The following is a 26,673-nucleotide window of genomic DNA, read 5'->3' on the forward strand; positions in this document are numbered from 1 at the left end:
TCTACCGCTTCAGCAGATCCGCGTCGTCGACCGACGCCGAACGGCGCGATCGGAAGATGGTCATGATGATGGCGAGACCCACGACCACCTCGGCCGCGGCGACGACCATCGTGAAGAAGGCGATCACCTGCCCGTCGAAGGACTGGTTCATCCGGGCGAACGTGACGAAGGCGAGGTTCGCGGCGTTGAGCATCAGCTCGATGCACATGAAGACGACGATCGCGTTGCGTCGCAACAGCACTCCGGCGGCGCCGATGGTGAACAGCAGTGCCGAGAGGTAGAGGTAGTTCTCCGGGTTCATGAGCGGCCCCCTGAATCCTGGTCTGCCGGATTCTCCGGGGCCTCCGTGTTCTTCTGGCGCAGGGTGCGGGCGGCCAGGATGGCGTTCACCGAGAGATCGGATGGACTGCCGTCGGGGAGTCGTGCCGGGACGTCGACCGCGTTGTGCCGGGCGTAGACACCGGGACTCGGGAGCGGGGTGATGTTGATGCCGGTGCGGAATCGCGCCTGCGACAGCTCCTTCTGGGTGAGGCGTGGACCGAACTTCTCGCGGTGGGCCAGGACCATCGCGCCGAGGGTCGCGGCGATGAGGAGCGCACCGGTCAGCTCGAACGCCCACAGATACCGGACGAAGATGAGTTCGGCGATGGCCTCGATGCCGTAGTTGGTGTCGTCGGCGAGGGCGCCGGGCGCGGTCGCGCCGGAGGTGACCGCGATGGTGGCGTTGCCGATGCCGGCGATCATCAGGACGCCGAAGCCGAGACCGATGAGCATCGCGGCGACACGTTGCCCTCGCAGGGTCTCTTTGAGGGAGTCCGAGGAGTCGACGCCGACGAGCATGAGGACGAAGAGGAACAGCATCATCACCGCGCCGGTGTAGACGACGACCTGCACGACGCCGAGGAACACCGCACCCTGCGCCACGTAGAAGACCGCCAGCACGATCATCGTGGTGGCCAGGAAGATCGCGGAGTAGACCGCCTTGGTGGCGAAGACGACGCCGAGCGCGCCGGCCACCGCGATCACTCCGAGGACCCAGAACTGCACGGCCTCACCGGTCGAGGTGCGGACCACCTCGTCGGCCAGGATCGCGGTCACCGGCCCGGGCGTCATGGTCGCGGCTCCCGGGCGCCCTCGCGCACCGTCGGTGTCGGGAGAGGTGTGACCCGGCCGTCGGAGGTGATCTCGCCGCGGTAGTAGTTCTCCTCGGTCGAACCGGGCGCCATGGCGTGCGGCGGCGGTTCGACGCCCGGTGGCAGAGGCGCCAGAAGCCGGTCCTTCTCGTAGATGAGGTCGGCGCGGTTGTCGTCGGCGAGCTCGTAGTCGTTGGTCATCGTCAGCGCACGGGTCGGGCAGGCTTCGATGCAGAGTCCGCACCCGATGCAACGCAGGTAGTTGATTTGATAGACGCGGCCGTATCGCTCACCGGGCGAATACCGTTCGTCCGGCGTGTTGTCGGCTCCCTCGACGTAGATGGCGTCGGCGGGGCAGGCCCACGCACAGAGCTCACAGCCGATGCACTTCTCCAGCCCGTCGGGATGACGGTTCAGTTGGTGCCGGCCGTGATAGCGGGGCGCGGTCGGCCGTTTTTCCTCTGGATACTGCTCGGTGATGCTCGGCTGGAACATGCCACCGAAGGTGACGCGTAATCCACTGACCGGCTTGAGGAAATCAGGCATCGGTGGTCTCCCTGCTCGGCTTCTCTTCGGCGGGAAGGGGCGGCTCGGGATCGATCCGGACGGGCTGGGATCTCGAATCCGTCGAGGGCATCGGCGGCACGGGGAAGCCGCCGGCCATGGGGTCGAACTCGGTCGGGCTCTGTGGTTCGGACGAGGCGTCCGGCACATCCGGTACCCGCATCATCCGCCAGATCGCGTAGCCGATGAGTGCGGTCACGGCGAGACCGGCGCCCGCCGAGACGAGTGCCCGGATGAGGCCGGCGTCGTCGCCGCCGATGGAGGCGCGGATGATCGCCACGACCATCACCCACGTCAGCGAGATCGGGATGAGCACCTTCCAGCCCAGGTTCATGAACTGGTCGTAACGCAACCGCGGCAGGCTCGTCCGGAGCCAGATGAACACGAACAGGAACGCCCAGACCTTGATGGTGAACCAGAGGATGGGCCACCACCCGGAGTTCGCCCAGTCGAAGGCGCTCAGCGGCCATGGCGCCTGCCAGCCGCCCAGGAACATCGTGGTGGCCAGGGCGGAGACCGTCACCATGTTGATGTACTCGGCCAGCATGAACATCGCGAACTTCAGCGATGAGTACTCGGTGTGAAAACCGCCGACCAGCTCGCCCTCGGCCTCCGGCAGGTCGAACGGAGCACGGTTCGTTTCACCGACCATCGAGATCGCGTAGATCACGAACGACGGCAGCAGCAGGAGGAAGTACCAGTGGTGCTCCTGCGCCGCAACGATTCCCGAGGTCGACATCGTCCCGGCGTCGAGGAACACCGCGGCGAAGGTGAGGCCCATCGCGATCTCGTAGGAGATCACCTGGGCGGTGGAGCGGAGTCCGCCCAGGAGGGGATAGGTCGAACCGGACGACCAACCGGCCAGCACGATCCCGTACACGCCGACCGAGGTCACGGCCAGGACGTAGAGCACCCCGACCGGCAGATCGGTGAGCTGCAACGGGGTTTGGTGACCGAACACCGACACCATCGGTCCGAACGGGATCACCGCGAACGCCATCACCGCGGGGACGACCGCGATGATCGGTGCGAGGAGGTAGATCACCTTGTCGACGCCGGACGGGATGATGCCTTCCTTCAGTGCGAGTTTCACACCGTCGGCGAGACTCTGGAGGATTCCGCGGGGCCCGACGCGGTTCGGCCCGATCCGGGACTGCATGCGCGCCATGATCTTGCGCTCGAGCAGGATCGCGACCAACGGGTTGACGACGAGGAACGCGAAGACGGCGACCGCCTTGACGACGACGAGCCAGATGGGGTCGTGGCCGAAGTCGGCGAGGTCGGGGTAGTCGATGGCGAGAGCGGTCATCGCACACCTCCCGCGACATCCGCCGACGAGGCCGGCGCCAGCGCGACGAGATCACCCGCGCGGGCCCGGAGGTCGGCGTGCACTCGGGAACCGGGCGAGTTGAGCGGAACCCACACGACGCGGTCGGGCATGTCGGCGTACTCGACGGGCAAGGCGATCTCGCCGTCGGCGGTGCTGATCCGGACTCGCCCGCCGACCGCGACGCCGGCCTCGGCGGCGGTCGTCGGCGACATCCGTGCCACCGGCAGACGTGCGGTCCCGGCGAGGTGCGGCTCGCCGTCCTGCAGACGTCCGAGGTCGAGCAGCAGGTGCCAGGTGGCCAGGACGGCCTGACCGGCCGCCGGTGCGCGCTGGGAACGTTCATGAGCGACGAGGGCCGGGCGCTCACCTGCCCACGCTCCGATGCGGCGCAGATCCATATGGATGGTCTGCGGCCCATCACAGCGCAGGTCGACGCCGAGACGCCGTGCGAGCGCATCCAGGACCCGATGGTCGGGAACGTGTCCGGACTCGGTCAGCGCGGCGGTGAAGCTGCGCGGACGGCCCTCCCAGTCGACGAACGTGCCCTCCTTCTCGGCGACCGTCGCCACCGGGAACACCACGTCGGCGTGCGGGATCACCGTCGAGTGCCGCTGTTCGAGACTCACGACGAAGGGTGCGGCGGCGAGTGCGTCGCGCGCAGCCGCGGGATCGGGGAGATCGTCGAGGTCGACGCCTGCGACGATCAGTGACAGCCCGTGGTAGCGGGCCGCGTCGAGGATGCCGGTGGTGTCGCGACCGGGCAGGGTCGGGATGCCAGAACCCCACACCTCCGAAACAGCGTCGCGCGCCGCGGTGTCGGTGATCGGCCGTCCGCCCGGCAACAACCCGGCGAGAGCGCCGACCTCGAGTGCGCCCCGCTCCCCGGCACGCCGCGGGATCCAGGCGAGGCGGGCGCCCGTGCGGTCGGCGAGGTCGGCGGCGGCCTGCAGGCCACCCGGGACGCCGGCCAGTCGCTCCCCGACGACGATGACCGAACCCGCTTCGCCCAGATGGTCGGCCACCTCGTCGGAGGCGAGGATCTCCGGCTCGGCGCCCGGCGCGACGGGGAACAGTCGAGCATCGAGTTTCTGCGCCCCGCGGCTCGCGAACGGGGCCAAGGTGGCCACCCGCTGCCGGTTCGTCCGCACCGCCCGGCGAAGACGGAGGAAGACGATCGGGGATTCCTCCTCGGGTTCGAAACCCGCGAGGAGTACCGCCGGTGCGTCGGACAGGTCGCCATAGGTGGTCTCGAGACCTCGTCCGGCCACCCGGGCGGCGAGGAAGGACGCCTCCTCGGTGCTGTGGACGCGGGCGCGGAAATCGATGTCGTCCGTCTTCAGCACCGTGCGGGCGAACCGCGCGTAGGCGTAGGCGTCCTCCACGGTGAGGCGTCCACCGGCCAACACGCCGACATGCCCACTGGCCGCCGAGATTCCCTCGGCGGCAACGCGGATGGCGTCGGCCCACGACGCCTCCCGTAGTTCACCGTGCCGGTCGCGGACCAATGGAGAGGTCAGGCGGTCGGACTCGGTCGCGTACGCGAAAGCCCACCGCCCCTTGTCACAGTTCCACTCGGAATTGACCTCGGGGTCGTCCCCGGCGAGGCGTCGGAGCACTTTGCCGCGCCGATGGTCGGTGCGCTGGGCGCATCCGCTCGCACAGTGCTCACAGACACTCGGCGTCGAGACGAGATCGAAAGGCCGTGCACGGAAACGATACTGGGCACCGGTCAACGCGCCGACCGGACAGATCTGGACGGTGTTGCCGGAGAAGTACGAGTCGAACGGTTCGTCCTCATAGATGCTGACCTGCTGCAGCGCACCACGATCCGCCAGCTCGATGAGCGGATCGCCGGCGACCTGCGTGGAGAAGCGCGTGCACCGGGCACAGAGGACGCATCGCTCGCGGTCGAGCAGAACCTCCGACGACAGCGGGACCGGCTTGGTGAACGTGCGTTTGACGCCGTCGAACCGGGACTCGCTGCGACCGGCCGACATGGCCTGGTTCTGCAGCGGGCACTCACCACCCTTGTCGCACACCGGACAGTCGAGTGGATGATTGATCAGCAGCAGCTCCATCACGCCGCGCTGCGCATCCGCGGCGATCTGCGAACTGAGTTGGGTCCGGACCACCATCCCGTCGGTGGCCGTGGTGGTGCACGACGCCAGGGGCTTCCGCTGGCCCTCGACCTCCACGAGGCACTGGCGGCAGGCGCCGACCGGGTCGAGCAACGGGTGATCGCAGAAGCGGGGGATGGTGATCCCGATCTGCTCGGCAGCGCGGATCAGCAAGGTGCCCTTCGGCACCCGCAGCTCGACGCCGTCGATGGTGATGCCCACGAGATTGTCGGCCTGGGTCGTCGGATCACTGCCGTGGGTGAGGGTCATCGGGCATCTCCCGTCGGCTCGGAACCCAGGACGGTCGACAGCGAGTGGTCGAACGGGCAACCGTGATCGAGGTGGGCGAGGTATTCGTCTCGGAAGTACTGCAGCGACGACACGATCGGGCTCCCCGCGCCGTCGCCGAGCGCGCAGAACGACTTCCCGACGATGCTGTTGGTGACATCGGAAAGGGTGTCGAGGTCGGCGGCGGTGCCGCCCTCGTGCTCGAGCCGATGGAGCAGCTGCACCAGCCAGTAGGTGCCCTCCCGGCACGGCGTGCACTTACCGCACGACTCGTGCGCGTAGAACTCGGTCCAGCGCAGCACCGCACCGACGACGCAGGTTGTCTCGTCGAAGATCTGAAGAGCCTTGGTGCCCAACATCGATCCCGCGGCGCCGACCCCTTCGTAGTCGAGGGGGACGTCGAGATGCTCCGGTGTCAGCAGCGGCGTCGACGATCCGCCCGGGGTCCAGAACTTGAGTTCGTGCCCGGCGCGGACACCGCCGGCGCGTTCGAGGAGTTGCCGCAGGGTGATCCCGAGCGGCGCCTCGTACTGACCGGGATGGGTGACGTGGCCGGACAGGGAGTACAAGGTGAACCCCGGCGACTTCTCGGTGCCCATCGACCGGAACCAGTCGACGCCGTTCCGGATGATCGACGGCACGCTGGCGATGGATTCGACGTTGTTGACCACGGTCGGGCTCGCGTAGAGGCCGGCGACCGCCGGGAAGGGCGGGCGGAGGCGCGGCTGGCCCCGACGACCCTCGAGTGAGTCGAGCAGCGCCGTCTCCTCACCGCAGATGTAGGCGCCCGCCCCGGCGTGCACCACCAGGTCGAGGTCGAAGCCCGAGCCCAGAATGTTCTTCCCGAGATAGCCTGCGGCATGAGCCTCGTCCACGGCGGCACGCAGCCGTCGCAGGACCGATGCGACTTCCCCGCGGACGTAGATGAACGCGCGGTGTGCGCGGATCGCATACGCCGCGATGATGACCCCCTCGACGAGGGTGTGCGGCGTCGCGAGCATGAGGGGCATGTCCTTGCAGGTGCCGGGTTCGGATTCGTCGGCGTTGACCACGAGGTAATGCGGGATCGACGGCTCGACACCGGACTTCTCCTGCGGGATGAACGACCACTTCATGCCGACCGGGAAGCCGGCGCCGCCGCGTCCCCGCAACCCGGAGGCCTTCACCATCTCGATGACGTCGTCGGGTGGGGCTTCGAGCGCGGTCCGCAGACCGCGGTACCCGTTGTGGCGCAAGTAGTTCTGCAGAGACCAGGACTCGGGCTCGTCCCAGTGCCGGGACAGCACTGGGGGTTCCGGTGGGTCGGGTTCGGCAGGTTCGCTCGTCGCCTGGTCAGCCGGTAGAAGGGGATCGGCCGACGAGGGTGCGGCCCCGGCGAGTTCGAGCTCGGTCTGGCGGAAGGAGCACACGCGCCCGGTGCCGCGGGCGGGTTCGACCGAGACACCGGCACGGAGGTCCTCGATGAGTTCGATCGTCGACTCCGGGGTCTGGTTGTCGAAGAACTCCCAGTTCACCATCACCACCGGTGCGAAATCACATGCGGCGTTGCACTCGACGTGTTCCACCGTGATGCGCTCGTCGGCGGTGGTGTCACCGGGGCGAACACCGAGGTGGTCGCAGACCGCGCGGAGGATGTCGTCGCCGCCGAGGGTGGCGCAGAGCGTGTTGGTGCAGACCCCGACGAGGTACTCGCCGGTCGGCGATCGGCGGTACATCGAGTAGAAGGTGGCCACCGAAGCGACCTGGGCGGCGGTCAGATCCAGCTGCGCGGCGCAGAACTCGATGCCCGCGCGGGTGATGTATCCGTCCTCGGACTGCACCAGATGGAGCAGGGGGAGAAGGGCCGACCGCGACTGTGGGTAGCGCGCGATGATCGGCGCCGACTGCTCGGCGAGGCGTTCGGTGACCTCGGCCGGGTAGGCGGAGGGGCCGCCGAAGGTGATGGTCGGCGCCGGAATGCCCTGGGCCGGCGCGGCATCTTCGGTGGGCGGCGAGGTGGACAGCTCCACGAACACGGGATCGGTCATCGGTCCACGCCTCCCATCACCGGGTCGATACTGGCGACGGCCGTGATGACGTCGGCGACCATGCCGCCCTCGCACATCGCGGCCACCGCTTGCAGATTCGTGAACGACGGATCGCGGAAGTGGACCCGATAGGGTCGGGTGCCGCCGTCGCTGACCATGTGGACTCCGAGCTCACCGCGCGGGGACTCGACCGCGACGTAGCACTGTCCGGCCGGCACCCGCATGCCCTCGGTGACCAGTTTGAAGTGATGGATGAGCGCCTCCATCGACGTCCCCATGATCCGGGCGATGTGCTCGGGGGAGTTGCCGAGACCGTCGGGGCCGAGGGCCAGATCGGCCGGCCAGGCCAGCTTGCGGTCGGCGACCATGACCGGACCGGGCCGGAGCCTCTCGAGGCACTGTTCGACGATGCGGATCGACTCGCGCATCTCCTTGACGCGGATCAGGTAGCGGCCGTACGAGTCACAGGTGTCGGCGGTGATGACGTCGAAGTCATAGGTCTCGTACCCGCAGTACGGCTGCGTCTTTCGCAGATCGTGCGGATAGCCGGTGGACCGCAGCACCGGTCCGGTGATGCCGAGAGCCATGCAACCCGTCAGGTCGAGGTATCCGACGTTCTGGGTGCGCGCCTTCCAGATGTAGTTGTCGTTCAGCAGGTCTCCGAGCTCGTCCAGACGACCGGGTAGCTGGGCGATGACCTTGGCCACCTGTTCCGGCCCGTCGGGCGGCAGATCCTGCGCGACGCCACCCGGTCGGATGTAGGCGTGGTTCATTCGCAGGCCGGTGATGAGTTCGAAGAGGTCGAGGATCAGTTCCCGTTCGCGGAAGCCGAGGAACATCGCGGTGACGGCACCGAGCTCCATTCCGCCGGTGGCCAGGGCCACGAGATGGCTGCTGATCCGGTTCAGCTCCATCAGCATGACGCGGATGACGGTGGCCCGTTCGGGGACGTCGTCGGTGATCCCGAGGAGCTTCTCGACGCCCAGGCAGTAGGCGGTCTCGTTGAAGAACGGCGACAGATAGTCCATTCGAGTCACGAACGTGACGCCCTGCGTCCAGTTGCGGTACTCGAGGTTCTTCTCGATCCCGGTGTGCAGGTAGCCGATTCCGCAGCGCGCCTCGGTGACCGTCTCGCCCTCGATCTCCAGGATGAGGCGGAGCACGCCGTGGGTCGACGGGTGCTGGGGACCCATGTTCACGACGATGCGTTCGTCGCCGGGTTGCTGTTCGGCGCGAGTGCGGACGTCGGAGACGATGGAGTCCCAGTCCTGTCCGGAGACGGTGTAGATGCGGGTCGGGGTCTCCTCCTCGCGGGGCGTCGCGGCGCGGGATTTCGACGATCCGGTGGCTGTGTCGGTCATCAGCTGTACGACCTCCTCCGGTCCGGTGGGTCGACGCGGGTTCCCTTGTACTCGATGGGTACTCCGCCGAGCGGGTAGTCCTTGCGCTGCGGATGGCCCTCCCAGTCGTCGGGCATCTCGATGCGGGTCAGCGAACGGTGGCCGTCGAAGACGATGCCGAAGAAGTCGTAGGTCTCGCGTTCGTGCCAGTCGTTGGTGGGGTAGATGTCGCAGATGCTCGGGATGTGCGGATCGGTGTCGGGCGCCGACACCTCGAGGCGCACGCGCCGGTTGTGGGTCAGGGAGGCGAGGGGATAGACGGCGTGCAGTTCCCGGTCGGCGTCCCCGGGATAGTGGACCCCGTTGACGCCCAGGCACAGTTCGAAGCGCAACGCGGGTGCGTTGCGCAGGGTCAGCGCAACCGTGCGGAGGTGTTCCCGCGCGACGTGGATGGTCATCTCGTCGCGGAAGACGACCACCTTCTCCACCGCCGCGTCGTAGGACTCTCCGAGTTCGGCCTGCAAAAGATCGGCGACCTCGTCGAAGTAGCTGCCATAAGGTCGAGAAGAGCTGGGCGGCAAGGTGATCGGATCGATCAGACCGCCGTATCCGGAAGTGTCACCGGTGCCCGGTGCGCCGAACAGTCCGTGCCGGACGCCGATGACCTCGGGATCGGGCGGTTTCGGGTCGGGCATGCCGAGGTCGGTCATCGCAGCAACCCCTTCATCTCGATGGTCGGAGTGGCCTGCAGGGCAGCGCGTTCCGCCGCCCAGATGGCCTCCTCGCGGTTCACCCCGAGCGGCATCTCCTGGATCTTCTCGTGCAGCTTGAGGATCGCGTTCAGCAACATCTCTGGTCGGGGAGGGCAACCCGGGAGATAGATGTCGACCGGCACGACGTGGTCGACGCCCTGGACGATCGCGTAGTTGTTGAACATCCCGCCGGACGAGGCGCAGACCCCCATTGCCAGAACCCATTTGGGTTCGACCATCTGGTCGTAGATCTGCCGGAGCACCGGGGCCATCTTCTGGCTCACGCGGCCGGCGACGATCATCAGGTCGGCCTGCCGCGGAGACGCCCGGAACGCCTCCATGCCGAATCGGGCGAGGTCGTAGCGACCCGACGTCGTGGACATCATCTCGATTGCGCAGCAGGCGAGTCCGAAGGTGGCCGGCCACAGCGAACCCTTGCGCATGAAACCGGCGAGATCCTCGACGGTGCTCAGCAGGAAACCGCTGGGGAGTTTCTCCTCGAGTCCCATGACTGACCTCCTTGCAGACGGTTACCGGTTGAAAAGTCCTCAGTCCCAGCTCAGTCCGCCGCGACGCCATTCGTAGGCGTAGGCGACGGAGACATTGACGATGAACAACAGCATGGCCGCGAGGCCGAACCAGCCGAAGGAGTCGAAGGCGACGGCCCAGGGGTAGAGGAAGACGATCTCGATGTCGAAGATGATGAACAGCATCGCGGTGAGGTAGTACTTGACCGGCACCCGCTGGACCGGGCCGCTGAACGTGGGGCCCTCGCCCCCGCGACGGGAGGCAGGAGTCAGGAGGCTCTGGCCGACCGGCTCGATGCCACACTCGTACGCCTCGAGTTTGGCGCGGTTGTACCGTTTCGGGCCGATCGCGACGCCGATGAAGACGCTGAAAACGGCAAACGCCACGCCGATTGCCCCGAGGATCATGATCGGGACGTAGGCGTTCAAAGCGTGGACTCCTCCTCGCTCCGGGCGGCCGAAACGCCTGGTGGGCGGTTCCGGCTCGGCGATTGTCCTGCCCGTGCCAGGGGTTCGGTCAGAACCTCCCGACGCGGTTGTGAGCTACAACACAAGCCTAGGTGGTCGTCCCGCGGGAGTCACCCGTTTCAGGCAGTTCGGCGTTTCTCGACCATCTCGACGAAGGCCTCCGGGAGGGCGATCGGATCGACCGGGAGTGTGGCGACGGCATCGGCCCGCGACCATTCGGCGAGCCAGCGGTCGTCGGCGCGACCGAGCAGCACGAGCACCGGCGGGCTCGGGTCCAGTTCGTCCTTCATCTGCTTGGCGATCCCCATCCCACCGGCCGGAGAGGCCTCGCCGTCGGCGATCACCGCATCGACGACGCCGGCGTCGAGCTGGGCGAACACCATTGGAGCCGTGGCGACTTCGATGAAGCTGAGCTCCGGGATGTCCTGGGACGGCCGGGTACCGAGCGCGCCGATGACCTGGGCCCGGGTATCGGAATCGTCGGAATAGACCAGCACGCGCAGCGACCGGGCAGCCTGGGTGTGGGTCACGCGTGCGATGCTACCGCCGTTCGACGTCCGGTTCGGGTGACTTGGGCCCGCGCGTCGGACGTCGCGGTCGTTCAGTGCTCGGTCGAGAAGCCGACGCGGCGCCGGTGGACCTCGAGCGCGAAGGTGACGAGCTGATCGATGAGATCGGCGTAGGGCACGCCGGTGGCCTCCCACAGCTTCGGGTACATCGAACCGGGGGTGAACCCGGGGATGGTGTTGACCTCGTTGAGCAGCCACCCGCGACCGTCGGCCTCGTAGAAGAAGTCCACCCGGGCCATGCCGGTACAGCGCATCGCCGTGAAGGTCCGGGCCGCGAGCTCCCTGGCCTCCGCGAGCGCGGCGTCGGGCAGGGCGGCCGGGATGACGAGCTTCGCCGCGCCGGTGACGTACTTGTCCTCGTAGTCGTAGAACTCGCTGCCGGGTTCGATCTCGCCGGGCACCGACGTCTCGGGTGCCGTGTCGCCGAGGACGGCCACCTCGATCTCGCGACCGGTGACGGCCTCCTCGATGATCACCACGTTGTCGTAGCGCAGGGCCAGGTTGATCGCGGCGTCCAGCTCGCGTTCGTCGTGCGCCTTGGAGATGCCGACCGACGATCCGAGGTTCGCGGGCTTGACGAACACCGGTAGTCCGAGGTCTTCGACAACCCGGGAGACGATGGTGTCCGGGTCGTCGACGCCGTCGCGGAACTCCACCCATTTGCACTGCGGGATGCCGGCCTGGGCGGCGACGATCTTCGCCATCGCCTTGTCCATGCACAGCGCCGACGAGAGCACCCCGGCGCCGACGTACGGCAGCTTGAACAGCTCGAGCATCCCCTGGATGGTGCCGTCCTCGCCGTGCGGACCGTGCAGCAGCGGCAACACGACGGTAATGGCCTCATCGGCGTGACCACGGAGTTCGGTCAGCGGGTCGACGACGCTGCCCGCCACCTCCAGGACGTCCGGGAGCGGGGTGCCTTCGGCGATCGCGGCCATGGCCTTGTCGTTGCGCAGCCAGGTGCCGTCCTTGGCGATCCCGATGGGGACAAGGTCGTATTTTGCCCGGTCAGCGGCGGCGAGAACGTGCGCGGCTGTGACCCGTGACACATCATGTTCGGCGGAGACCCCGCCATAGAGGACCACAAGACGCAGGAGCCGCGAAGACATGCATGTCACGATACGGCCCCCGGCAACCGAGTTCTCGGGGTGGAGTGGCCGGTTGTGGGTTTCGACACGGCTCCTCGCTGCGCTCGTCGCCTGCTCAACCGGCGAGGGATGGCCCTCTGCCGGCCGAGTAGCGACGACCGAACGCAGTGAGGCCGCCGCGTATCGAGGTCAGCACCGTGACGGCTCGGGAAGCCGGTCGACGGCCGTCGGCTAGCGTGAGGTCGTGCATTTCTTGGCGAGTGAGGTCGCAGCGTCCGTCGGCGGCGAGTTGATCGGTCCCGACGTGCAGATCGACGGGGCGAGCATCGACTCGCGCAACGTCCGGCCGGGGCAGCTGTTCGTGCCGATCGTCGCCGAGCGGGACGGTCACGACTTCATCCCGTCGGCCCTCGAGGGCGGCGCGGCGGCCTACTTCACCTCCCGCGACGAGGTCGCACGCGGCACTGCCATCCGCGTCGCCGACACCGCCCTCGCCCTCGCCGACCTCGGTCGCGCGGTCCGCCGCCGCATCCCCGACCGCGTCGTCGGCATCACCGGCTCGGTCGGCAAGACCTCCACCAAGGATCTCCTCGCCGGCGTCCTGCAGACCACCTACCGCACCGCGGCGAGCGAGAAGTCCTTCAACAACGAACTGGGCCTCCCGCTGACCCTGGCCGGTGCAGCCGACGGCGTCGAGGCCGTGGTCCTCGAGATGGGTGCACGGGGGATCGGCCACATCGACCTGCTGTGCTCCATCGCGAGCCCGACCGTCGGTGTGATCACGCGCGTCGAAGGCGTCCACCTCGAGTTGTTCGGGGACATCGAATCGGTGGCCCGCGCGAAGGGTGAGCTGGTCGAGTCCCTCCCGGCCGACGGGATCGCCGTTCTGAACGCCGACCACCGGTACGTCGCGGCGATGGCGGATCGCACCTCGGCGCGGGTGCTGCGGTACGGCCTGTCGCCGGATGCCGACGTGTACGCGTCGGACATCGTCGTCGACGACGAGCTGCGAGCATCCTTCCGGCTGCACACGCCGTGGGGTTCGACCGACGTGCGACTCGGCGCGCGAGGGGAGCATCAGGTTCCCAACGCGCTCGCGGCCGCTGCGGCCGGCGGCGGTCTCGGAGTGTCCGTCGAGGACATCGCGAACGGCATGTCGGCCGCCGAATTGTCCGGTCTGCGAATGGAACTCGCCAAGACCGCGGACGGCACGATCGTGCTCAACGATGCCTACAACGCGAACCCGACGTCGATGTCGGCGGCTCTGAAGTCGCTTGCCGCGCTGCCGGCCGGGCGGCGGGTTGCCGTTCTCGGCACCATGGCGGAACTCGGATCGGATTCCCCGGCCCAGCACCACGCGATCGCGCTCGAGGCGCACGAGCTCGGCATCGAGGTCATCGCGGTCGACGAACCGAACTACGGCGACACCGCGCGCCACACCTCCGGCGTCGACGAGGCGGTTGCCGCGCTCGGCGACCTCGCCGGAGGAGATGCGGTGCTGGTGAAGGGAAGTCGCGTTGCCGCGCTGGAGCGGGTGGCACAGGCTCTGCTGAGCTGAGTTCGGCCTCAGCCGGGCGTCACGAGGTCGGTGATCCCCAGTCCTCCACGGCGTCGGCCTCGGCGGCCGCCCGGGCACGATACTCGCTCGGCCCGATTCCGAGTTCGGCCCGGAATCGGTTGCGCATCGTGGGACTCGACGGGAAACCGGAGACCCTCGCCACCTCGGAGACCGCCATGTCCGGACGCGTCCGGAGGAGTTCGCAGGCGGTCTTGAGTCTGCGGTCGGCGATGCGTGCGGCCAACGAGTCCTCGGTGTCCTCGAAGTGCCGGTACAGCTGACGGCGGCTGATGTGCAGGTAGCGGGCGATCGCGTTCGGGGTGAACGACGGGTCGCGATGGTGACGCTCGATGAGGTCGGAGACCGCCTCCCGCACGAACAGGGCGTTGTCGGTGATCTGTCGGTTGTCGTAGTCGAGCTGTCCGAGCGCAGCGCGAACCAATTCGATGGCGGCCATCTCCGTGTCCGGGTCGGGTTCGGTCACGCCGACCGCGGTGTCGGACGCGAACTGCAGGATGAACGACGCGGTGGCCCGCGCCAGCAGGGTGTGGGAGGCGACCGGTCGTCGGGCCTGCTCTGCGACCCTGCGCTGGTTTCCGAGGAGTTCGAGCGGGATCACCAGGCCCGCAGGGTCGTTGATCTCGAAGGTCCGCTCGAGATAGGGCGATGCGTTGCTGACGAAGGCGAGTTGCCCGGGGCCATAGGCGAAGTCGCGTGACCCCTGGCGGATGATGTGCCTGCCCTCCAGGGTGTGCACCCCGATGACCAGGTCCTCGGAGGGTTGTTGCTCGATGAGGCGCGGGTTGCGCGACAGCTGGAGTGGGGTGTGCAGGCTGCAGAACGTGCCGATCATCGAGAGCTGACGTGCGAACATCAGCGAGTCGAATGAACCGGGGTCGTCGGTCTGCACCTCGACGTGCTGTCCGAAGTGGCGCATGCCGTCGGGGCCGGTGAGTCGGATGGGTTCGGCCTGGGTGTTGCTGCGGTGCACGCCGACTCGGCGCTCCCACGTCTCGATCACCTTCGGCGGCAGGGCTGCCGGCGAGACGTCGTCCCGGAACAGCTCGGTCATCCCCGGCTCCCCGGTGCCGGAGCGCCCTCGCCGGGGTTCGGTTGTGTCCGTGATCCGGTCATGCGGACTCACCCGAGGAGTTCCGGTCCGAGGCCGGGAGGACCACGAGGGATGCCAGGAAGAAGCAGATCGCGCCGATGAAGGTGCCCCAGTTGGCCATTGCCGTGTCGACCGTGACCCCGGCCTTGGACACATACGCGCCCACCGCGGCGACGCCGAAGGCGATACATCCGAGGAGGTTGATCTGAACCGACCACCAGCCGATCGAACCCGGATCGAAGAACTTGTGTGCGTGTCGGTAGCCGCGAACGGCCAGGAAGCCGCTGACGAGGAAGAGGATCGATCCGCCGGCGTCGGGCGACCAGACGAGGTCCCGTTGGGAGGGAATCGAATGCGCGGTGACTGCCGCGGTGGTGCTCACGTTGAACAGGATCGTGCCCAGCGACTGGGTCGACGCCGCGAGCCAGTCGGCGCGCACCATGATGCCGCTGCCGTAGTCGACCTTGGTCGTCACGGGGCCACTCAGGATCAGCTGGATCAGCCCGGCGGCGGTGAAGAACCACGCACCGATGAAGCAGCACAGATTGACGGCCGACGCTCCGGCCCAGCTGCCGAAGCCCGGCGCCGCACTCAACGCGAAGAGTGCGGACCCGATCATGAAGCTCCAACACTGTTTGTTCAGGGTCGGGATGAAGAACGTGCTGCGCCTGGGGGCTGACGCGGCAATACTCATTGTCTACCTGTCTGTGTATGCGACGATGCGTCCCCGGCCTGGAAGGGGATGCCAGGCCGGGGACACGTCGGGGGGTCGCGGAAGACCTACGCGATCAGTGGTGGAAGTGCGAGCGCTCGCCCTCGACCGGCATGGGGCCCTCGAGACGATCGAGGAAGTCGACCTCGGTCTGGATGTCGGCGATGAGTGCACGAGCGAGGTCGTGGCTCAGCCCTGCGCGGACGACGATGCGCTGCACGGTCAGGTCGGCGAGGTCGTCGGCCATCGGGTAGGCCGGGACCAGCCAGCCCTTCATGCGCAGGCGATCCGACAGGTCGTAGAGGTTCCAGTTGTCGGTGTGACCCGACTTCAGGCGCCAGGCGAAGACCGGGATGGTGTCGCCCTTGCTGACGAGTTCGAAGGCGTCGATCTTGGCGATCTCCGACGACAGCCACTGCGCGACGTCGAGCGAACCCTGCTGGACCTGGCGGTAGCCCTCACGGACGAGGCGCAGGAACTGGTAGTACTGCAGCAGCACCTGGGCGCCGGGGCGCGAGAAGTTCAGTGCCAGGGTGGGCATGTCGCCACCGAGGTAGCTGCAGTGGAAGACCATGCTCTCCGGCAGGGCCTCGGTGTCGCGCCAGACGATCCAGCCGACACCCGGGTACACGAGGCCGAACTTGTGACCCGAGGTGTTGATCGAGGAGACGCGGTCGACGCGGAAGTCCCACTCGAGGTCGGGCTGGCAGAACGGAGCGATCATCGCACCCGATGCGCCGTCGACGTGGATCTTCACGTCGAGGCCGGTGTTCGCCTGGATCTCGTCGAGCTTGGCGGCGATCTGCTTCACCGGCTCGTACATGCCGGTGTAGGTCTGGCCCATGATGGCGACGACGCCGATGGTGTTCTCGTCGACATACTTCTCGAGCTCATGGCCGTCGAGGACCATGTGCTCGGGGCTGATCGGCACCCAGCGGGGCTCGACCTCGAAGTAGTTGCAGAACTTCTCCCAGCAGACCTGAACGGCGGTGGACAGCACCAGGTTCGGGGTCTCGGTGGACTTGCCTTCGGCCTTGCGGCGGGCCTGCCAGTGACGCTTGAGGGCCAGGCCGCCGAGCATGCAGGCCTCCGACGAACCGATGGTCGAGGTGCCGATGGCGTTCTCGACGTTCGGGTTGTGCCACAGGTCGGCGAGGATCTTCCAGCAGCGGTCCTCGATGGCGGCCGTCTGCGGGTACTCGTCCTTGTCGATCATGTTCTTGTCGACGGTCTCGGCGTAGAGCTTCTTCGCCTCGTCGTCCATCCAGGTCGACACGAAGGTCGCGAGGTTCAGGCGAGCGTTGCCGTCGAGCATCGCCTCGTCGTGCACGATCTGGTACGCGGTCTCGGGCAGCAGCATGTCGTCGGCCATCGCGAACTTCGGCAGATCGGTGGCCTCGCCCGGACGGGTGAAGACGGTGCGCAGGTTCAGGTTGTCACCGATGTTGGTTGTGGTGCGGGCTTGCGAGTTCGACTTGGGTGTCATGTATTCCTCCTGGTGTTCAGATGCTAAGGCGCTCAATACCGAAAATGGGGACGGTTGAAGCGATCTACTCGAGGTAGACGACAGTCACGGGGGCTTGCCTGTCTCGACCTCCCTAGACTTCCACCGGCGGATACAAACGGTCCATCGTGTACTGGCGGTTTCGGCGGGCGGCCCACGACGAGATGGCCAGGCAGCCCAGCGTGATTCCGCTGAGGATGCCGATGGCGAGCCACAGTCGGTAGTCGATGCCGCCGACCGTGAGTTGTCGGAGGCCCTCCACCGTGTAGGTCATCGGGTCCACGTAGTGGATGTACTGGAACGGCGTGGCCGTGGTCGGCACGGGATAGATACCACCCGCAGAGACCAGCTGGACCATCAGGAATGCCAGTGTCACAACACGTCCGACCGCGACGTCGAAGACCGCGTTGAACATCTGGATCATCGCCATGAAGGTCGCGACCACGAGCAGCAGGTACAGGAACGTGGCTATCGGGTACTCGGCACGCAGCCCGACCGCGAAGGTGACCACCGTGTACAGGACGGTCGCCTGGATGAAGCCGATGGCGAAAGCGGGTGTGTACGAGGCCAATACGACGCGCAGCGACGAGAAGCCCTGGACGATCGGGCGGGACTGCAACGGCATCAACAACATCCAGGTGATGATGCCGCCGACGAACAGTGCCAGGGACATGAAGAACGGTGCGAAGCCGGTACCGAAGGTCGGGGCCTCGTGTGTGTAGTCCTCTTGCAGTGCGACGGGCTGTGCCAACGTCTTGGCGATCTCCGTCTTCTCCTTGTTGGTCCAGGAGGGAATGGCCTTGACGCCCTCGTCGAGGCCCGATGCGAGCTCATTCGAACCGGCGGCGAGTTTCTCCGTGCCGCTGGCGAGTTCGTCGGCGCCGGCACTCAGCTCACCGAGACCGGTGCTGAGTTCGGCCGATCCGCTCTTCAGTTCGTTGGCGGCGCCGCGAGCAGCGAGGATGTCGTTGCGCAGTCCGCCGTCCTCGACCAGGGTGAGGCCGAGCCGGAGGGGGCTGCTCGGGTTGCCGAGCTGCTGGGAGAGTAGGGCGGCGTCGTTGTTCAGCTGCGTGAGCTGATTGTTCGCGTCGGGGCCGAGCCCGTTGGTACGCAGGAACTGTCGCGCCGGGTTGAGGGCCTCGGCGAGACCGCGCATCGCGGGATCCGTGGACGCGCTGAGCTGGTTGATGACCGACTCCAGGCCCTGACTTGCCCGGGACTGCTGGTTCGCGGCGGTGCTGAGTTCGTTCGATGCTGCGCCGGCGTTGCGGGCCAGGCGATCTGCGGCCGCGTTCACCTCGGCGGCGGTGATGCCGGTCTGGTCGCCGTTACCGATCGCCGCGAGCAGCGGGTCGGTCGCGCGGATCAGCGCGGAGTCGAGTTCACCGAGACCGCCCGCGAGTTCGGCGGCACCGTTCTTCGCGGTCACGAGGTTGGTGGCGATCTCCTGGGCGCCCGTGTTGGCGGACTTGAGACCTGCTGCCAGTTCGTTGGCACCGTCGGCAGCCTCGGTCAGCTTGGGCGTGAGATCGCCGACCTCGTTGAGGACGATCTCGAAGGTCTGGGCACCCACCTGCGCGCTGACCTTGTTGACGACCTGCTGGGCGGCGTCCTGGCCGATGATCGTCGCCAGGTAGTTGTTGGCGTCGTTGTAGGTGAATACCAGCGGTGCCGAGCGCGGGTGGTCGCTCGTGGGTGAGGCGATCGCCTTGCTGAAGTCGGCGGGCAGCGTGATCGAGAAGTAGTACTTGCCGTGCGCGACGCCGTCGGCGGCCTCGGCGGCGGAGACCTCGTGCAGGTCGAGCTGCTTGGACTCGATCAGTCCGGCGGCCACCTGGGAGCCGGCGTCTAGCTTCTGCCCCTCGACGACCGCGCCGGTGTCCTCGTTGACGAGTGCGACCGGGATCTTGTCGGCGGCGGCGAACGGATTCCAGAACGCCCACAGGTACATCGCGCCGTAGAGGAGAGGCATGAGCATGATGACCACGAGCGCCAGCCGGGGCATCCGGCCCCGGTAGTAACGCTTGATGTCGCTGCCCGGCGAGAATGCGGCAAACATGTTCCTACGTCCGATCTTCGTGCTCGAGGCCGACGAACTGGCCATCTGTGAGGTTGTCGACGGGGATGACGTCGCGGACGCCGCCGGCCGGGGACACGGCGTTGATGTCGGCGGTGATCACCGTCTGGGCGCGGCCCAGGTCGACCAGCCGGTCCATGAGATGGACCTGGTTCTCGCGACGGGTCAGGTTGTCCACCCCGCCGACGACCAGCAGCGGCGGGCGCCGCAGGTTGCCCACGGCGATCCGGAAGAGAGCCGCGGTCAGCTCGGGGAGCTCCTCGACGAACGATTCCATCGCGGGCAGGGGATAGGGCCCGAAGACGGGCCGACAGATGCGTTCTAGGTCTTCCTCGCGTGCGGGCGTGACCCACTTGTACCAAGGCGCCGACCACCGGATCTGCTCGGTGATGACGTCGCTGACCCGGATGGTCTGCTCGATCTCGTCGACCTCGTCGATCCACGCGACGGCGGCGTTCTTGAACAGATGGTGGGCGTCGTTCGACCGGTCGAAGGCGACGAGTTCACCCTTGGTCGGCTTCATGCGACCTGCGAGAGTGAGGAGCAGTGCGGTGCGGCCTCGACCTTCCGGTCCGGCGAGGACGGTGACCCCGCCGGACCGGATCTGGAAATCGACCGGGCCGTAGATGTGGCCCCAGGAGGCATCCACGGAGAGTCCGTGGGCTTCGATCAGTGTCGCGTCAGAGGGGGTGCCGCCAGGCTCCGGGGCGTCACGCATCGCTGCCGCCCGATCCGAAGACCACATCGTCCAACTTTCTGTTGTCGCGTCGGCATAACCGACTTGCCTGCCGTACCGCCGGGAAGCAGTACGGCAGGCTGGGGGTTAACTCAGAGGTTCGAGAAGATCCGTGCGGAGACACCCTGGACGATCGAGTCCGCGCCGTCGGCCAGTTCCAGCGACGTGTCGGCGAATACCCGGGATTTCGTGCTGAGTATGCGACCGTGAACAGTCACTTTGCTGGACATACTTGGGAACTTAGCCCACGCATATCGGGCATTTCAACGCGAACGTGCAGGTCGAGGCGGCGGAACGTGGCACAAAAACTACCCCGACACCCTGTAACGGTCGCCGGGATTTGATTCTGGTGGTGTCCTACCTCCTACGAGCAGCGCGTTTTGTAGTGATCGGCGCCATTCCTCATGATGTGACCAGAGTCGCACATCTCGTGGGCTTCGGCTCTGCTTTCTGGGGGAACGAAATAGTCCGTTCAGGGAATCAGCCAAAATGGCACGAAAATGCGGTTACCGGCGAGTAGCGCCGAACTCGGCGATAACATCAGGCGTCGATACGACTCGAGAATCCGCCGGAAGGCCGTCCGGCGGTTATCGGTGGCACGCATTCTCTGCTGCTTCCATCCGTCGCCGAGAACCGATCGGATGGGGCTGTCATGAATCTCTTTCATGACCGACCTCGCCCATGCGCACGCCGTACCCCCTTTCCACCGTTCCGAACCTGCGAGACCTCGGCGGGTGGACGACCGCCGACGGACGCCGGGTGCGGTCCGGTCTGGTCTTCCGGTCCACGGAGCTCCACCGGCTGGCCGGTGACGACCTCACCAAGTTCGACGCATTGGGCATCACGGCCGTCTACGACCTCCGTACGGCCGCCGAGCGTTCGGCCGCGCCGGACCCGGCCCTGCCCGGTGTCGAGGAGGTGCCCCTGGACGTGCTGGCCGACTCGTCGACCGCCATCCCGGTGCGGCACTGTTCCACTGCACGACCGGCAAGGACCGGACCGGTTGGGCGGCCGCAACCTTCCTCACGGTGCTCGGCGTCGGCCGGGACGAGGTGTTCGAGGACTACCTCCTCACCAACGACGAGCTCATCCCGGCACTGCATCCGGTCTTCGCCGCGTTCCAGGCGGCGGGCGGCGACCCCGAGGTGTTGAAGCCGATCCTCGGCGTCCAGCGGAACTACCTCGAGGGGGCTTTCGAGGAGATGACCGCGCAGTTCGGCGACATCGAGGGCTACTTCCGCGACGGCCTGGGACTGGATCCGGCTGTGCCGGAGCTACTTCGGAAGCGCTACCTGGACGAATGAGCGGAGGCCGGGCGGCATCGTGATCAGAGGTGTTTCTCGGCGTTGGCCCGGATGACCTCGCGCAGATAGACGGCGAGCCCGGGCGCCTGTTCGTCGTAGTGCGCGGTGAAACGCGGGTCGGCGACGTACATGTCGGCGAGCCCGACGTGCATCTCGTGGGTGCAGTCGTAGAACCGGCCGATCTGTGCGCGGTGCTCCTCGGCGAGGGCATCGGCTTCGGCGGAACCGGGTGTGAGTCCGCGGAGCATCGCGTCGGCGAGGCGCCGTTCGAGGTCATCGGCGTCGGCCTTGATCTGCCGCCAGTCCTCCTTCGAGAACCGGGCGACGCGCTTGCGGCTCTCCTGCCACGCGTCGGTCTCGCCCCACCGTTCCTCGGCCTCCGCCGCGTACTCCTCGCCGAGCCAGTCGTCGCCGAAGATCTCGCGTTGCTCGGCCGCGGACAGCTGGATCCCCTGCTTCTTCGACATCATCATCTCCTCCACCGCTGCGACCATCCGGTGCAAGTGATCGATCCGGTCGGTGAGCAGCTCGTGCTGCGCGCGGAGCTGATGCAGTTCGTCGGCATCGGGATCGTCGAGCAGGGTCGCTATCCGCCCGAGTGAAAAGCCCAGCTCGCGATAGGTGAGGACACGGTAGAGCCGTGCGACGTCGGCGTCGCCGTAGACGCGGTATCCCGCAGGCGTGCGGCGCGACGGCGTCACCAGACCGATCTGGTCGTAGTGGTGCAGTGTGCGGACACTGACTCCGACCATCCCCGCGACGACGCCAACGGTCAGGTCCGACGCAGGAGTGCGGAGCGGGTGGTGCTTCTCTTCACTCACATGAGCAACCTTGGGGTCTGACGTCGCGTGAGGGTCAAGCGAGTTGGGGTCAGGGAGCGAAACCGATGACAGTCGTGTCCTTCTGGCAGGCGGCGAGCACGCCCTGTAGCGCCGACGGCCCGCAGGTCCAGCCGCTCACCGACTGCTGCGTGCCGGTGACGATCTTGGGGCCGTATTCGTCGGCGATCGACTTCGCCTTGTCGCAGTCGACGTCGCCGGCGAGGACCAGAACACGCAGCGCGCCGTCGGGGCCGGGGATGCTGCCGCAGGTGGTGCCGGGGCCGCCCTGAGTCGATTCGTCCGCGTCGGCACCAGAGGTGACCGAGTTGGGACGGGCCGACGCGGGCTTGCGACCCGGGACGACGGGTGCGGAGGTCGACGGGGCGTCGGCGGGTTGCTCCGCCGAAGCGACAGCGCCGTTCCCGCCGCTCGCGGAGGTGTCGGTGACATCCTGTTCCGAACCGCACGCGGACAGTGTGAACAGGGCCAACGACAGGCCGAGTGCGGTGGTGGCGACCCTGGCCCCGGAGGCGATGGCGCGGCGCGTTCTGCACGACATGGTCCCCACCGTATCGAATGCCGGAACGCCGGAGCGATAGGTCGTCGAGGGCGCAGACGGGGCCGACGGCGGCGTCGTCGGTTTGGGTGGAGGCCACCGACCTGGGAGGATGCACCGGTGAGCAGTACCGGAACCGAAGTCGCCGACCCCGCCTACACCGTCGGCACCACCCTGCCCGGCACCCGCGGCCGCACCGGGGTGATCAGCACCCCGCACGGCGCGATCCAGACCCCCGCCTTCGTGCCGGTGGGTACCAAGGCGACGGTGAAGACCGTTCTGCCCGAGTCGGTGGCCGAGTTGGGTGCGCAGGCCGTCCTCGCGAACGCGTACCACCTGTACCTGCAGCCGGGCCCCGAGATCATCGATCAGGCCGGCGGGCTCGGTGCCTTCATGAACTGGTCGGGCCCGACCTACACCGACAGCGGCGGATTCCAGGTCATGTCGCTCGGCGCCGGCTTCAAGAAGGTCATCGCGATGGAGGTCAGCCCCGACGACTCGCTCATCGCCGAGGGCAAGGAACGTCTGTCGCGAGTCGACGACGACGGGGTGACCTTCAAGTCGCACCTCGACGGTTCGTCGCATCGCTTCACCCCCGAGGTGTCGATGCAGATTCAGCACCAGCTCGGTGCCGACATCATCTTCGCCTTCGACGAGCTCACCACGTTGATGAACACCCGTGCGTACCAGGAGAATTCGCTGGAGCGTACCCGGCTGTGGGCAATCCGGTGCCTGGCCGAGCACAACAGACTGAGTGTCGAGCGTGCACATCGGCCCCAGCAGGCGTTGTGGGGTGTGATCCAGGGTGCCCAGTACGAGGATCTGCGGCGCAAGGCGTCCCGCGATCTCGTCGCGCTGAGCGAGGCCGATCGCGAGGCCGGCGGCAAGGGCTTCGGCGGTTACGGCATCGGCGGCGCGCTCGAGAAGCACAACCTGGGCACCATCGTCGGCTGGGTCAACGACGAACTGCCCGAGGACGCGCCCAAGCACCTGCTGGGCATCAGCGAACCCGACGACATCTTCACCGCCATCGAGAACGGTGTGGACACCTTCGACTGCGTATCGCCGACGCGCGTCGCCCGCAACGGTGCGATCTACTCGCTCGACGGTCGATACAACATCACGAATGCGCAGTACCGCAACGACTTCCGGCAGCTCGATCCCGAGATCGAGAACTACACCTCGCAGTACAGCCGCGCCTACCTGCATCACCTGTTCAAGGCGAAGGAGGGTCTCGGCCCGACGCTGGCGACCCTGCACAACGTGTCGTTCATCGTCACGCTCGTCGACCGCGCCCGACAGGCGATCGAGAACGGCACGTACATCGAGTACCGCGACGAGTTCCTGCGGCGCTACTACGGTTCGACGCGGGACTGACGAGTCGGCGACCGGCGTGTGGTGGGTCACGTGCCGGAACCGTGCGGATCGGTGATTCGTTGTGAGCGCAACGCAACGAGGTTGCGAACACCCCCTAACACTCGGCACCCTGTAGGGGTATTCGAGTACCAGCGAGAGAGACGATGAGACGCGCAAAGCGCCGAAAACGCCGACGACACCCGTCCGCACCCTGTTCCGAACCGGACCCTGACCCGCGTTCCGGACCCGCAGCCCACTGCGAGATCCTTCCCGGCGTCCCAGGCGTCGACGCTGATCGGATGGCGACATGCTGACCGTTCTCGGAATCTTCCTGGGCATTCTGGTGGTCCTCGCGATCACCGCCGTCACCGGCTACTTCGTGGCCCAGGAATTCGGCTTCATGGCGGTCGACCGGTCCCGTCTGAAGGCGCGCGCCGAATCCGGTGACGCTGCCGCCAAGCGCGCACTCTCCGTCACCCGACGCACCTCGTTCATGCTGTCCGGGGCTCAGCTCGGCATCACCGTCACCGGCCTGCTCGTCGGTTACGTCGCCGAACCGCTGATCGGTTCGGGCGTCGGTGACCTGCTGGGCAACGTCGGCATCCCCGTGGGTGTCGGCGTCGTTATCGGCACGATCATCGCGATCCTGTTCTCCACCGTGGTGCAGATGGTCTTCGGAGAGCTGTTCCCCAAGAACCTCGCGATCGCCCGACCTGAACCGGTCGCGCTGTGGCTCGCCCGGTCGACCACCATCTATCTGGCCGTCTTCGGCTGGCTGATCGCGCTGTTCGACAAGGCATCGAACCTGTTGCTGCGCGCCCTGCGTATCGAGCCGGTCCACGACGTCGAGCACTCGGCCTCGGTCCGCGACCTCGAACACATCGTCGCCGAGTCCCGCGACGCCGGTGAACTGCCCGAGGACCTGTCGGTGCTGCTCGACCGCGTGCTGGAATTCCCCACGCGCACAGCTGAACACGCGATGATCCCGCGTCCGCACACCGATCAGGTCGATGCGTCGCTGCCCGCGTCCGAGGTGCTCGCGCTGATGAGCACCGGGCACACCCGGTACCCGGTCGCCGGTGACGACGACGAGGTGCTCGGCGTCGTCCATCTCCCCGACCTCCTCGAATGGTCGTACGCACTGAAAAAGGAACCCTCGAAGGCCGTTCCGTCGGCCACTGCGGGTGATCTCTGCCGCCGCGCCGTCGTGGTGCCGTCGACCCTGCCGTTGCCGGAGGTCCTGGAGAACCTCGCCGCCGCCCATGAGGAGATGGCCATCGTCATCGACGAGTACGGCGGTTTCGCCGGCGTCGTGACCGCCGAGGACATTGCCGAGGAACTGGTCGGCGAGATCGACGACGAACACGACCCGGAGACCTCCGCGGCGATCGAGAAGACCGCCGACGGCTGGTGCGTCCGAGGTGACGCCCACGTCGACGAGGTGTCCCGTGCCATCGGATGGGAACTGCCCGAAGGGGATTACGAGACGATCGCCGGGCTGGTGATCGCCGAGTTCGTGGGACTGCCCGAGGTCGGGGAGACCGTCGAGATCACGATCGACCCCGATCCGGCCTCGCTCCTCGACGACGACGAAGCGCCACCCCGCGTGGTGTACGTCGAGGTGCTCGAGGTGGACAAGCATGTGCCGGCTCTGGTGTCGATGTCACTCGGGACCGAAGTGAGCACCGACGCAACGGCTTCGGACGCCGGACGGGAGGCCGACAATGGATAACCCGTGGGTCGTCGGGGTGATCACCGTCTTGTTGATCGCGGCGAGTGCCTTCTTCGTCGCCGTCGAGTTCGCGCTGATCGCGGCCCGACGCCACCGGCTGGAGGACGAGGCCGCGACGAGTAGCAGTGCCCGCGCCGCCCTGCGCAGCGCATCGGAGTTGTCCGTGCTGCTCGCGGGTTCGCAGCTCGGCATCACCGTCTGCACGCTCGCGCTCGGTTCGATCACGAAACCTGCTGTCCACCACTGGCTCACGCCGCTGTTCGAGACCTGGGGCCTGCCGTACTGGTCCGCCGACATCGTCGGCTTCGTGCTGGCGCTCATCATCGTGACGTTCCTGCACCTGGTGGTCGGCGAGATGGCCCCGAAGTCGTGGGCGATCGCGCACCCGGAGCGGTCGGCGATCGTGTTGGCCCTGCCGATGCGAGCCTTCATGTGGCTCACACGGCCGATCATCGTGCAGCTCAACCACCTGGCGAACTGGTGCCTCCGGCGGGTCGGCGTCGAACCGGTGGACCAGGTGGCCACCGGACAGGACAGCGACGCGCTGCGACACCTGGTCGAGCACTCGGCGACGGTCGGGACACTCGACGAGCGCTATCACGCGCATCTGACCAGCGCACTCGAACTCGAATCGCTGACGCTCGGCGACGTCGTCACGCCCAGTGACACGTTGGGCGCGGTGCTGCCGACCGCGAGTGCCGACGAGATCCAGACGGCCGGACGGATTTCGGGACACCTCCGGCTGCTGGTGCGCGACGCCGACCGTGGACCGGTGCACGGCGTCGTGCACGTGCGCGACAGCCTGCGCGCGGAGCCGGGTGCCACAGCCGCCGATCTCATGCGCCCGGTGCTGCGGATCGAATCCGGGCAACCGGTCTACGAGGCGCTCGCCGCCATGCGTGAACGCCGCGCCCACCTCGCGCTGGTCACCGACTCCGGTCGGGCCATCGGGCTGATCACGCTCAACGACCTGCTGCAGAGATTGCTGGCGACGACCGCCTAA

At 67.2% G+C, this 26,673-nt stretch carries 24 protein-coding genes and 1 pseudogene; 5 read left to right on the plus strand and 20 right to left on the minus strand.

All coding sequences use genetic code 11. The features are described 5' to 3' along the window. Window position 1: 1 nt before the first annotated feature. The 12 genes from nuoK to M1L58_RS11160 all read right to left on the minus strand — a co-directional run bounded on the left by nuoK (window position 2) and on the right by M1L58_RS11160 (window position 12,224). The gene (gene nuoK / locus M1L58_RS11105; protein ID WP_005200546.1) at window positions 2–301 is read right to left on the minus strand and encodes an NADH-quinone oxidoreductase subunit NuoK; all 300 of its coding nucleotides are present in this window, start codon (window positions 299–301) and stop codon (window positions 2–4) included. Further along, a complete protein-coding gene (locus M1L58_RS11110; RefSeq protein WP_248658945.1) occupies window positions 298–1,113 on the minus strand; it encodes an NADH-quinone oxidoreductase subunit J in 816 nt (271 codons plus the stop codon). The genes nuoK and M1L58_RS11110 overlap by 4 nt, the downstream gene beginning before the upstream one ends. After that, window positions 1,110–1,679: an NADH-quinone oxidoreductase subunit NuoI gene (nuoI, locus tag M1L58_RS11115; protein ID WP_006866506.1), complete on the minus strand. Its 570-nt coding sequence runs from the start codon at window positions 1,677–1,679 to the stop codon at window positions 1,110–1,112. Before nuoI ends, M1L58_RS11110 begins: the two co-directional genes overlap by 4 nt. Then, the gene (gene nuoH / locus M1L58_RS11120; protein WP_232717339.1) at window positions 1,672–3,006 is read right to left on the minus strand and encodes an NADH-quinone oxidoreductase subunit NuoH; all 1,335 of its coding nucleotides are present in this window, start codon (window positions 3,004–3,006) and stop codon (window positions 1,672–1,674) included. The genes nuoI and nuoH overlap by 8 nt, the downstream gene beginning before the upstream one ends. After that, a complete protein-coding gene (locus M1L58_RS11125; protein ID WP_248658946.1) occupies window positions 3,003–5,414 on the minus strand; it encodes an NADH-quinone oxidoreductase subunit G in 2,412 nt (803 codons plus the stop codon). The genes nuoH and M1L58_RS11125 overlap by 4 nt, the downstream gene beginning before the upstream one ends. Next, window positions 5,411–7,459: an NADH-quinone oxidoreductase subunit NuoF gene (gene nuoF / locus M1L58_RS11130; protein WP_248658947.1), complete on the minus strand. Its 2,049-nt coding sequence runs from the start codon at window positions 7,457–7,459 to the stop codon at window positions 5,411–5,413. Before nuoF ends, M1L58_RS11125 begins: the two co-directional genes overlap by 4 nt. Continuing rightward, a complete protein-coding gene (nuoD, locus tag M1L58_RS11135) occupies window positions 7,456–8,820 on the minus strand; it encodes an NADH dehydrogenase (quinone) subunit D (RefSeq protein ID WP_248658948.1) in 1,365 nt (454 codons plus the stop codon). Before nuoD ends, nuoF begins: the two co-directional genes overlap by 4 nt. Beyond that, the gene (locus M1L58_RS11140) at window positions 8,820–9,509 is read right to left on the minus strand and encodes an NADH-quinone oxidoreductase subunit C (protein WP_154881965.1); all 690 of its coding nucleotides are present in this window, start codon (window positions 9,507–9,509) and stop codon (window positions 8,820–8,822) included. Before M1L58_RS11140 ends, nuoD begins: the two co-directional genes overlap by 1 nt. After that, entirely contained in the window at window positions 9,506–10,060 is a 555-nt protein-coding gene (locus M1L58_RS11145) for a NuoB/complex I 20 kDa subunit family protein (protein ID WP_154881966.1), read from the minus strand. The genes M1L58_RS11140 and M1L58_RS11145 overlap by 4 nt, the downstream gene beginning before the upstream one ends. 39 nt (window positions 10,061–10,099) lie before the next feature. Further along, complete coding sequence (locus M1L58_RS11150) at window positions 10,100–10,507, minus strand: NADH-quinone oxidoreductase subunit A (protein WP_006866513.1); 408 nt, start codon at window positions 10,505–10,507, stop codon at window positions 10,100–10,102. Between the two features lie 158 nt (window positions 10,508–10,665). Beyond that, a complete protein-coding gene (locus M1L58_RS11155) occupies window positions 10,666–11,076 on the minus strand; it encodes a hypothetical protein (RefSeq protein WP_006866514.1) in 411 nt (136 codons plus the stop codon). A 71-nt stretch (window positions 11,077–11,147) separates the two neighbouring features. Then, on the minus strand, window positions 11,148–12,224 hold the full coding sequence (locus M1L58_RS11160; RefSeq protein ID WP_248658949.1) for a D-alanine--D-alanine ligase family protein: 1,077 nt from the start codon (window positions 12,222–12,224) through the stop codon (window positions 11,148–11,150). Window positions 12,225–12,447: 223 nt separating this feature from the next. Here M1L58_RS11160 and M1L58_RS11165 point away from each other — a divergent pair, with 223 nt between their 5' ends. Further along, window positions 12,448–13,761 carry a UDP-N-acetylmuramoyl-tripeptide--D-alanyl-D-alanine ligase gene (locus M1L58_RS11165; RefSeq protein WP_248658950.1) on the plus strand — a complete coding sequence of 438 codons (1,314 nt, stop codon included), beginning with the start codon at window positions 12,448–12,450 and terminating at the stop codon, window positions 13,759–13,761. A 19-nt stretch (window positions 13,762–13,780) separates the two neighbouring features. Here M1L58_RS11165 and M1L58_RS11170 read toward each other — a convergent pair whose 3' ends face one another. From M1L58_RS11170 to M1L58_RS11195, 6 genes are all read right to left on the minus strand, one after another. After that, window positions 13,781–14,833, minus strand: coding sequence for a helix-turn-helix domain-containing protein (locus tag M1L58_RS11170; protein ID WP_248658951.1), 1,053 nt, complete (start codon window positions 14,831–14,833; stop codon window positions 13,781–13,783). Window positions 14,834–14,891: 58 nt separating this feature from the next. Next, a complete protein-coding gene (locus M1L58_RS11175; protein ID WP_248658952.1) occupies window positions 14,892–15,566 on the minus strand; it encodes a hypothetical protein in 675 nt (224 codons plus the stop codon). 94 nt (window positions 15,567–15,660) lie between these two features. After that, the gene (locus tag M1L58_RS11180; RefSeq protein WP_248658953.1) at window positions 15,661–17,070 is read right to left on the minus strand and encodes a glutamate decarboxylase; all 1,410 of its coding nucleotides are present in this window, start codon (window positions 17,068–17,070) and stop codon (window positions 15,661–15,663) included. A gap of 112 nt (window positions 17,071–17,182) precedes the next feature. Beyond that, the gene (locus M1L58_RS11185; RefSeq protein ID WP_248659003.1) at window positions 17,183–19,147 is read right to left on the minus strand and encodes a YhgE/Pip domain-containing protein; all 1,965 of its coding nucleotides are present in this window, start codon (window positions 19,145–19,147) and stop codon (window positions 17,183–17,185) included. Window positions 19,148–19,151: 4 nt separating this feature from the next. Further along, window positions 19,152–19,883, minus strand: coding sequence for an ATP-binding cassette domain-containing protein (locus tag M1L58_RS11190; protein ID WP_006866521.1), 732 nt, complete (start codon window positions 19,881–19,883; stop codon window positions 19,152–19,154). Between the two features lie 110 nt (window positions 19,884–19,993). Further along, window positions 19,994–20,131 carry a hypothetical protein gene (locus M1L58_RS11195; protein ID WP_248658954.1) on the minus strand — a complete coding sequence of 46 codons (138 nt, stop codon included), beginning with the start codon at window positions 20,129–20,131 and terminating at the stop codon, window positions 19,994–19,996. Window positions 20,132–20,582: 451 nt separating this feature from the next. Here M1L58_RS11195 and M1L58_RS11200 point away from each other — a divergent pair. Continuing rightward, window positions 20,583–21,205 (plus strand): annotated as a pseudogene (locus tag M1L58_RS11200) (tyrosine-protein phosphatase). 23 nt (window positions 21,206–21,228) lie between these two features. Here M1L58_RS11200 and M1L58_RS11205 read toward each other — a convergent pair. Together M1L58_RS11205 and M1L58_RS11210 are read right to left on the minus strand one after the other, a co-directional pair. After that, window positions 21,229–22,026: a MerR family transcriptional regulator gene (locus M1L58_RS11205; RefSeq protein ID WP_308221807.1), complete on the minus strand. Its 798-nt coding sequence runs from the start codon at window positions 22,024–22,026 to the stop codon at window positions 21,229–21,231. Window positions 22,027–22,075: 49 nt separating this feature from the next. After that, window positions 22,076–22,585 carry a hypothetical protein gene (locus tag M1L58_RS11210; RefSeq protein WP_248658955.1) on the minus strand — a complete coding sequence of 170 codons (510 nt, stop codon included), beginning with the start codon at window positions 22,583–22,585 and terminating at the stop codon, window positions 22,076–22,078. A 117-nt stretch (window positions 22,586–22,702) separates the two neighbouring features. Between M1L58_RS11210 and tgt the strand changes: the two genes are divergently transcribed. The 3 genes from tgt to M1L58_RS11225 all read left to right on the plus strand — a co-directional run bounded on the left by tgt (window position 22,703) and on the right by M1L58_RS11225 (window position 26,673). Beyond that, window positions 22,703–23,959, plus strand: coding sequence for a tRNA guanosine(34) transglycosylase Tgt (gene tgt, locus M1L58_RS11215; protein ID WP_248658956.1), 1,257 nt, complete (start codon window positions 22,703–22,705; stop codon window positions 23,957–23,959). 286 nt (window positions 23,960–24,245) lie between these two features. Next, a complete protein-coding gene (locus M1L58_RS11220; RefSeq protein ID WP_248658957.1) occupies window positions 24,246–25,670 on the plus strand; it encodes a hemolysin family protein in 1,425 nt (474 codons plus the stop codon). After that, entirely contained in the window at window positions 25,663–26,673 is a 1,011-nt protein-coding gene (locus M1L58_RS11225) for a hemolysin family protein (RefSeq protein ID WP_248658958.1), read from the plus strand. Before M1L58_RS11220 ends, M1L58_RS11225 begins: the two co-directional genes overlap by 8 nt.

It is taken from the genome of Gordonia sp. C13 (assembly GCF_023218005.1).
Lineage (GTDB): Bacteria > Actinomycetota > Actinomycetes > Mycobacteriales > Mycobacteriaceae > Gordonia > Gordonia namibiensis.

What these genes read in the sequence shown, in the direction of transcription:
- M1L58_RS11145 (WP_154881966.1), bottom strand. Translation starts at nt 10,060, where the DNA reads ATGGGACTCGAGGAGAAACTCCCCAGCGGTTTCCTGCTGAGCACCGTC.
- M1L58_RS11210 (WP_248658955.1), bottom strand. Translation starts at nt 22,585, where the DNA reads ATGTCGTGCAGAACGCGCCGCGCCATCGCCTCCGGGGCCAGGGTCGCC.
- M1L58_RS11180 (WP_248658953.1), bottom strand. Translation starts at nt 17,070, where the DNA reads ATGACACCCAAGTCGAACTCGCAAGCCCGCACCACAACCAACATCGGT.
- nuoK (WP_005200546.1), bottom strand. Translation starts at nt 301, where the DNA reads ATGAACCCGGAGAACTACCTCTACCTCTCGGCACTGCTGTTCACCATC.
- M1L58_RS11160 (WP_248658949.1), bottom strand. Translation starts at nt 12,224, where the DNA reads ATGTCTTCGCGGCTCCTGCGTCTTGTGGTCCTCTATGGCGGGGTCTCC.
- M1L58_RS11110 (WP_248658945.1), bottom strand. Translation starts at nt 1,113, where the DNA reads ATGACGCCCGGGCCGGTGACCGCGATCCTGGCCGACGAGGTGGTCCGC.
- M1L58_RS11140 (WP_154881965.1), bottom strand. Translation starts at nt 9,509, where the DNA reads ATGACCGACCTCGGCATGCCCGACCCGAAACCGCCCGATCCCGAGGTC.
- nuoF (WP_248658947.1), bottom strand. Translation starts at nt 7,459, where the DNA reads ATGACCGATCCCGTGTTCGTGGAGCTGTCCACCTCGCCGCCCACCGAA.
- nuoH (WP_232717339.1), bottom strand. Translation starts at nt 3,006, where the DNA reads ATGACCGCTCTCGCCATCGACTACCCCGACCTCGCCGACTTCGGCCAC.
- nuoI (WP_006866506.1), bottom strand. Translation starts at nt 1,679, where the DNA reads ATGCCTGATTTCCTCAAGCCGGTCAGTGGATTACGCGTCACCTTCGGT.
- nuoD (WP_248658948.1), bottom strand. Translation starts at nt 8,820, where the DNA reads ATGACCGACACAGCCACCGGATCGTCGAAATCCCGCGCCGCGACGCCC.
- M1L58_RS11185 (WP_248659003.1), bottom strand. Translation starts at nt 19,147, where the DNA reads ATGTTTGCCGCATTCTCGCCGGGCAGCGACATCAAGCGTTACTACCGG.
- M1L58_RS11190 (WP_006866521.1), bottom strand. Translation starts at nt 19,883, where the DNA reads ATGCGTGACGCCCCGGAGCCTGGCGGCACCCCCTCTGACGCGACACTG.
- M1L58_RS11175 (WP_248658952.1), bottom strand. Translation starts at nt 15,566, where the DNA reads ATGAGTATTGCCGCGTCAGCCCCCAGGCGCAGCACGTTCTTCATCCCG.
- M1L58_RS11195 (WP_248658954.1), bottom strand. Translation starts at nt 20,131, where the DNA reads ATGTCCAGCAAAGTGACTGTTCACGGTCGCATACTCAGCACGAAATCC.
- M1L58_RS11125 (WP_248658946.1), bottom strand. Translation starts at nt 5,414, where the DNA reads ATGACCCTCACCCACGGCAGTGATCCGACGACCCAGGCCGACAATCTC.
- M1L58_RS11220 (WP_248658957.1), top strand. Translation starts at nt 24,246, where the DNA reads ATGCTGACCGTTCTCGGAATCTTCCTGGGCATTCTGGTGGTCCTCGCG.
- M1L58_RS11225 (WP_248658958.1), top strand. Translation starts at nt 25,663, where the DNA reads ATGGATAACCCGTGGGTCGTCGGGGTGATCACCGTCTTGTTGATCGCG.
- M1L58_RS11170 (WP_248658951.1), bottom strand. Translation starts at nt 14,833, where the DNA reads ATGACCGAGCTGTTCCGGGACGACGTCTCGCCGGCAGCCCTGCCGCCG.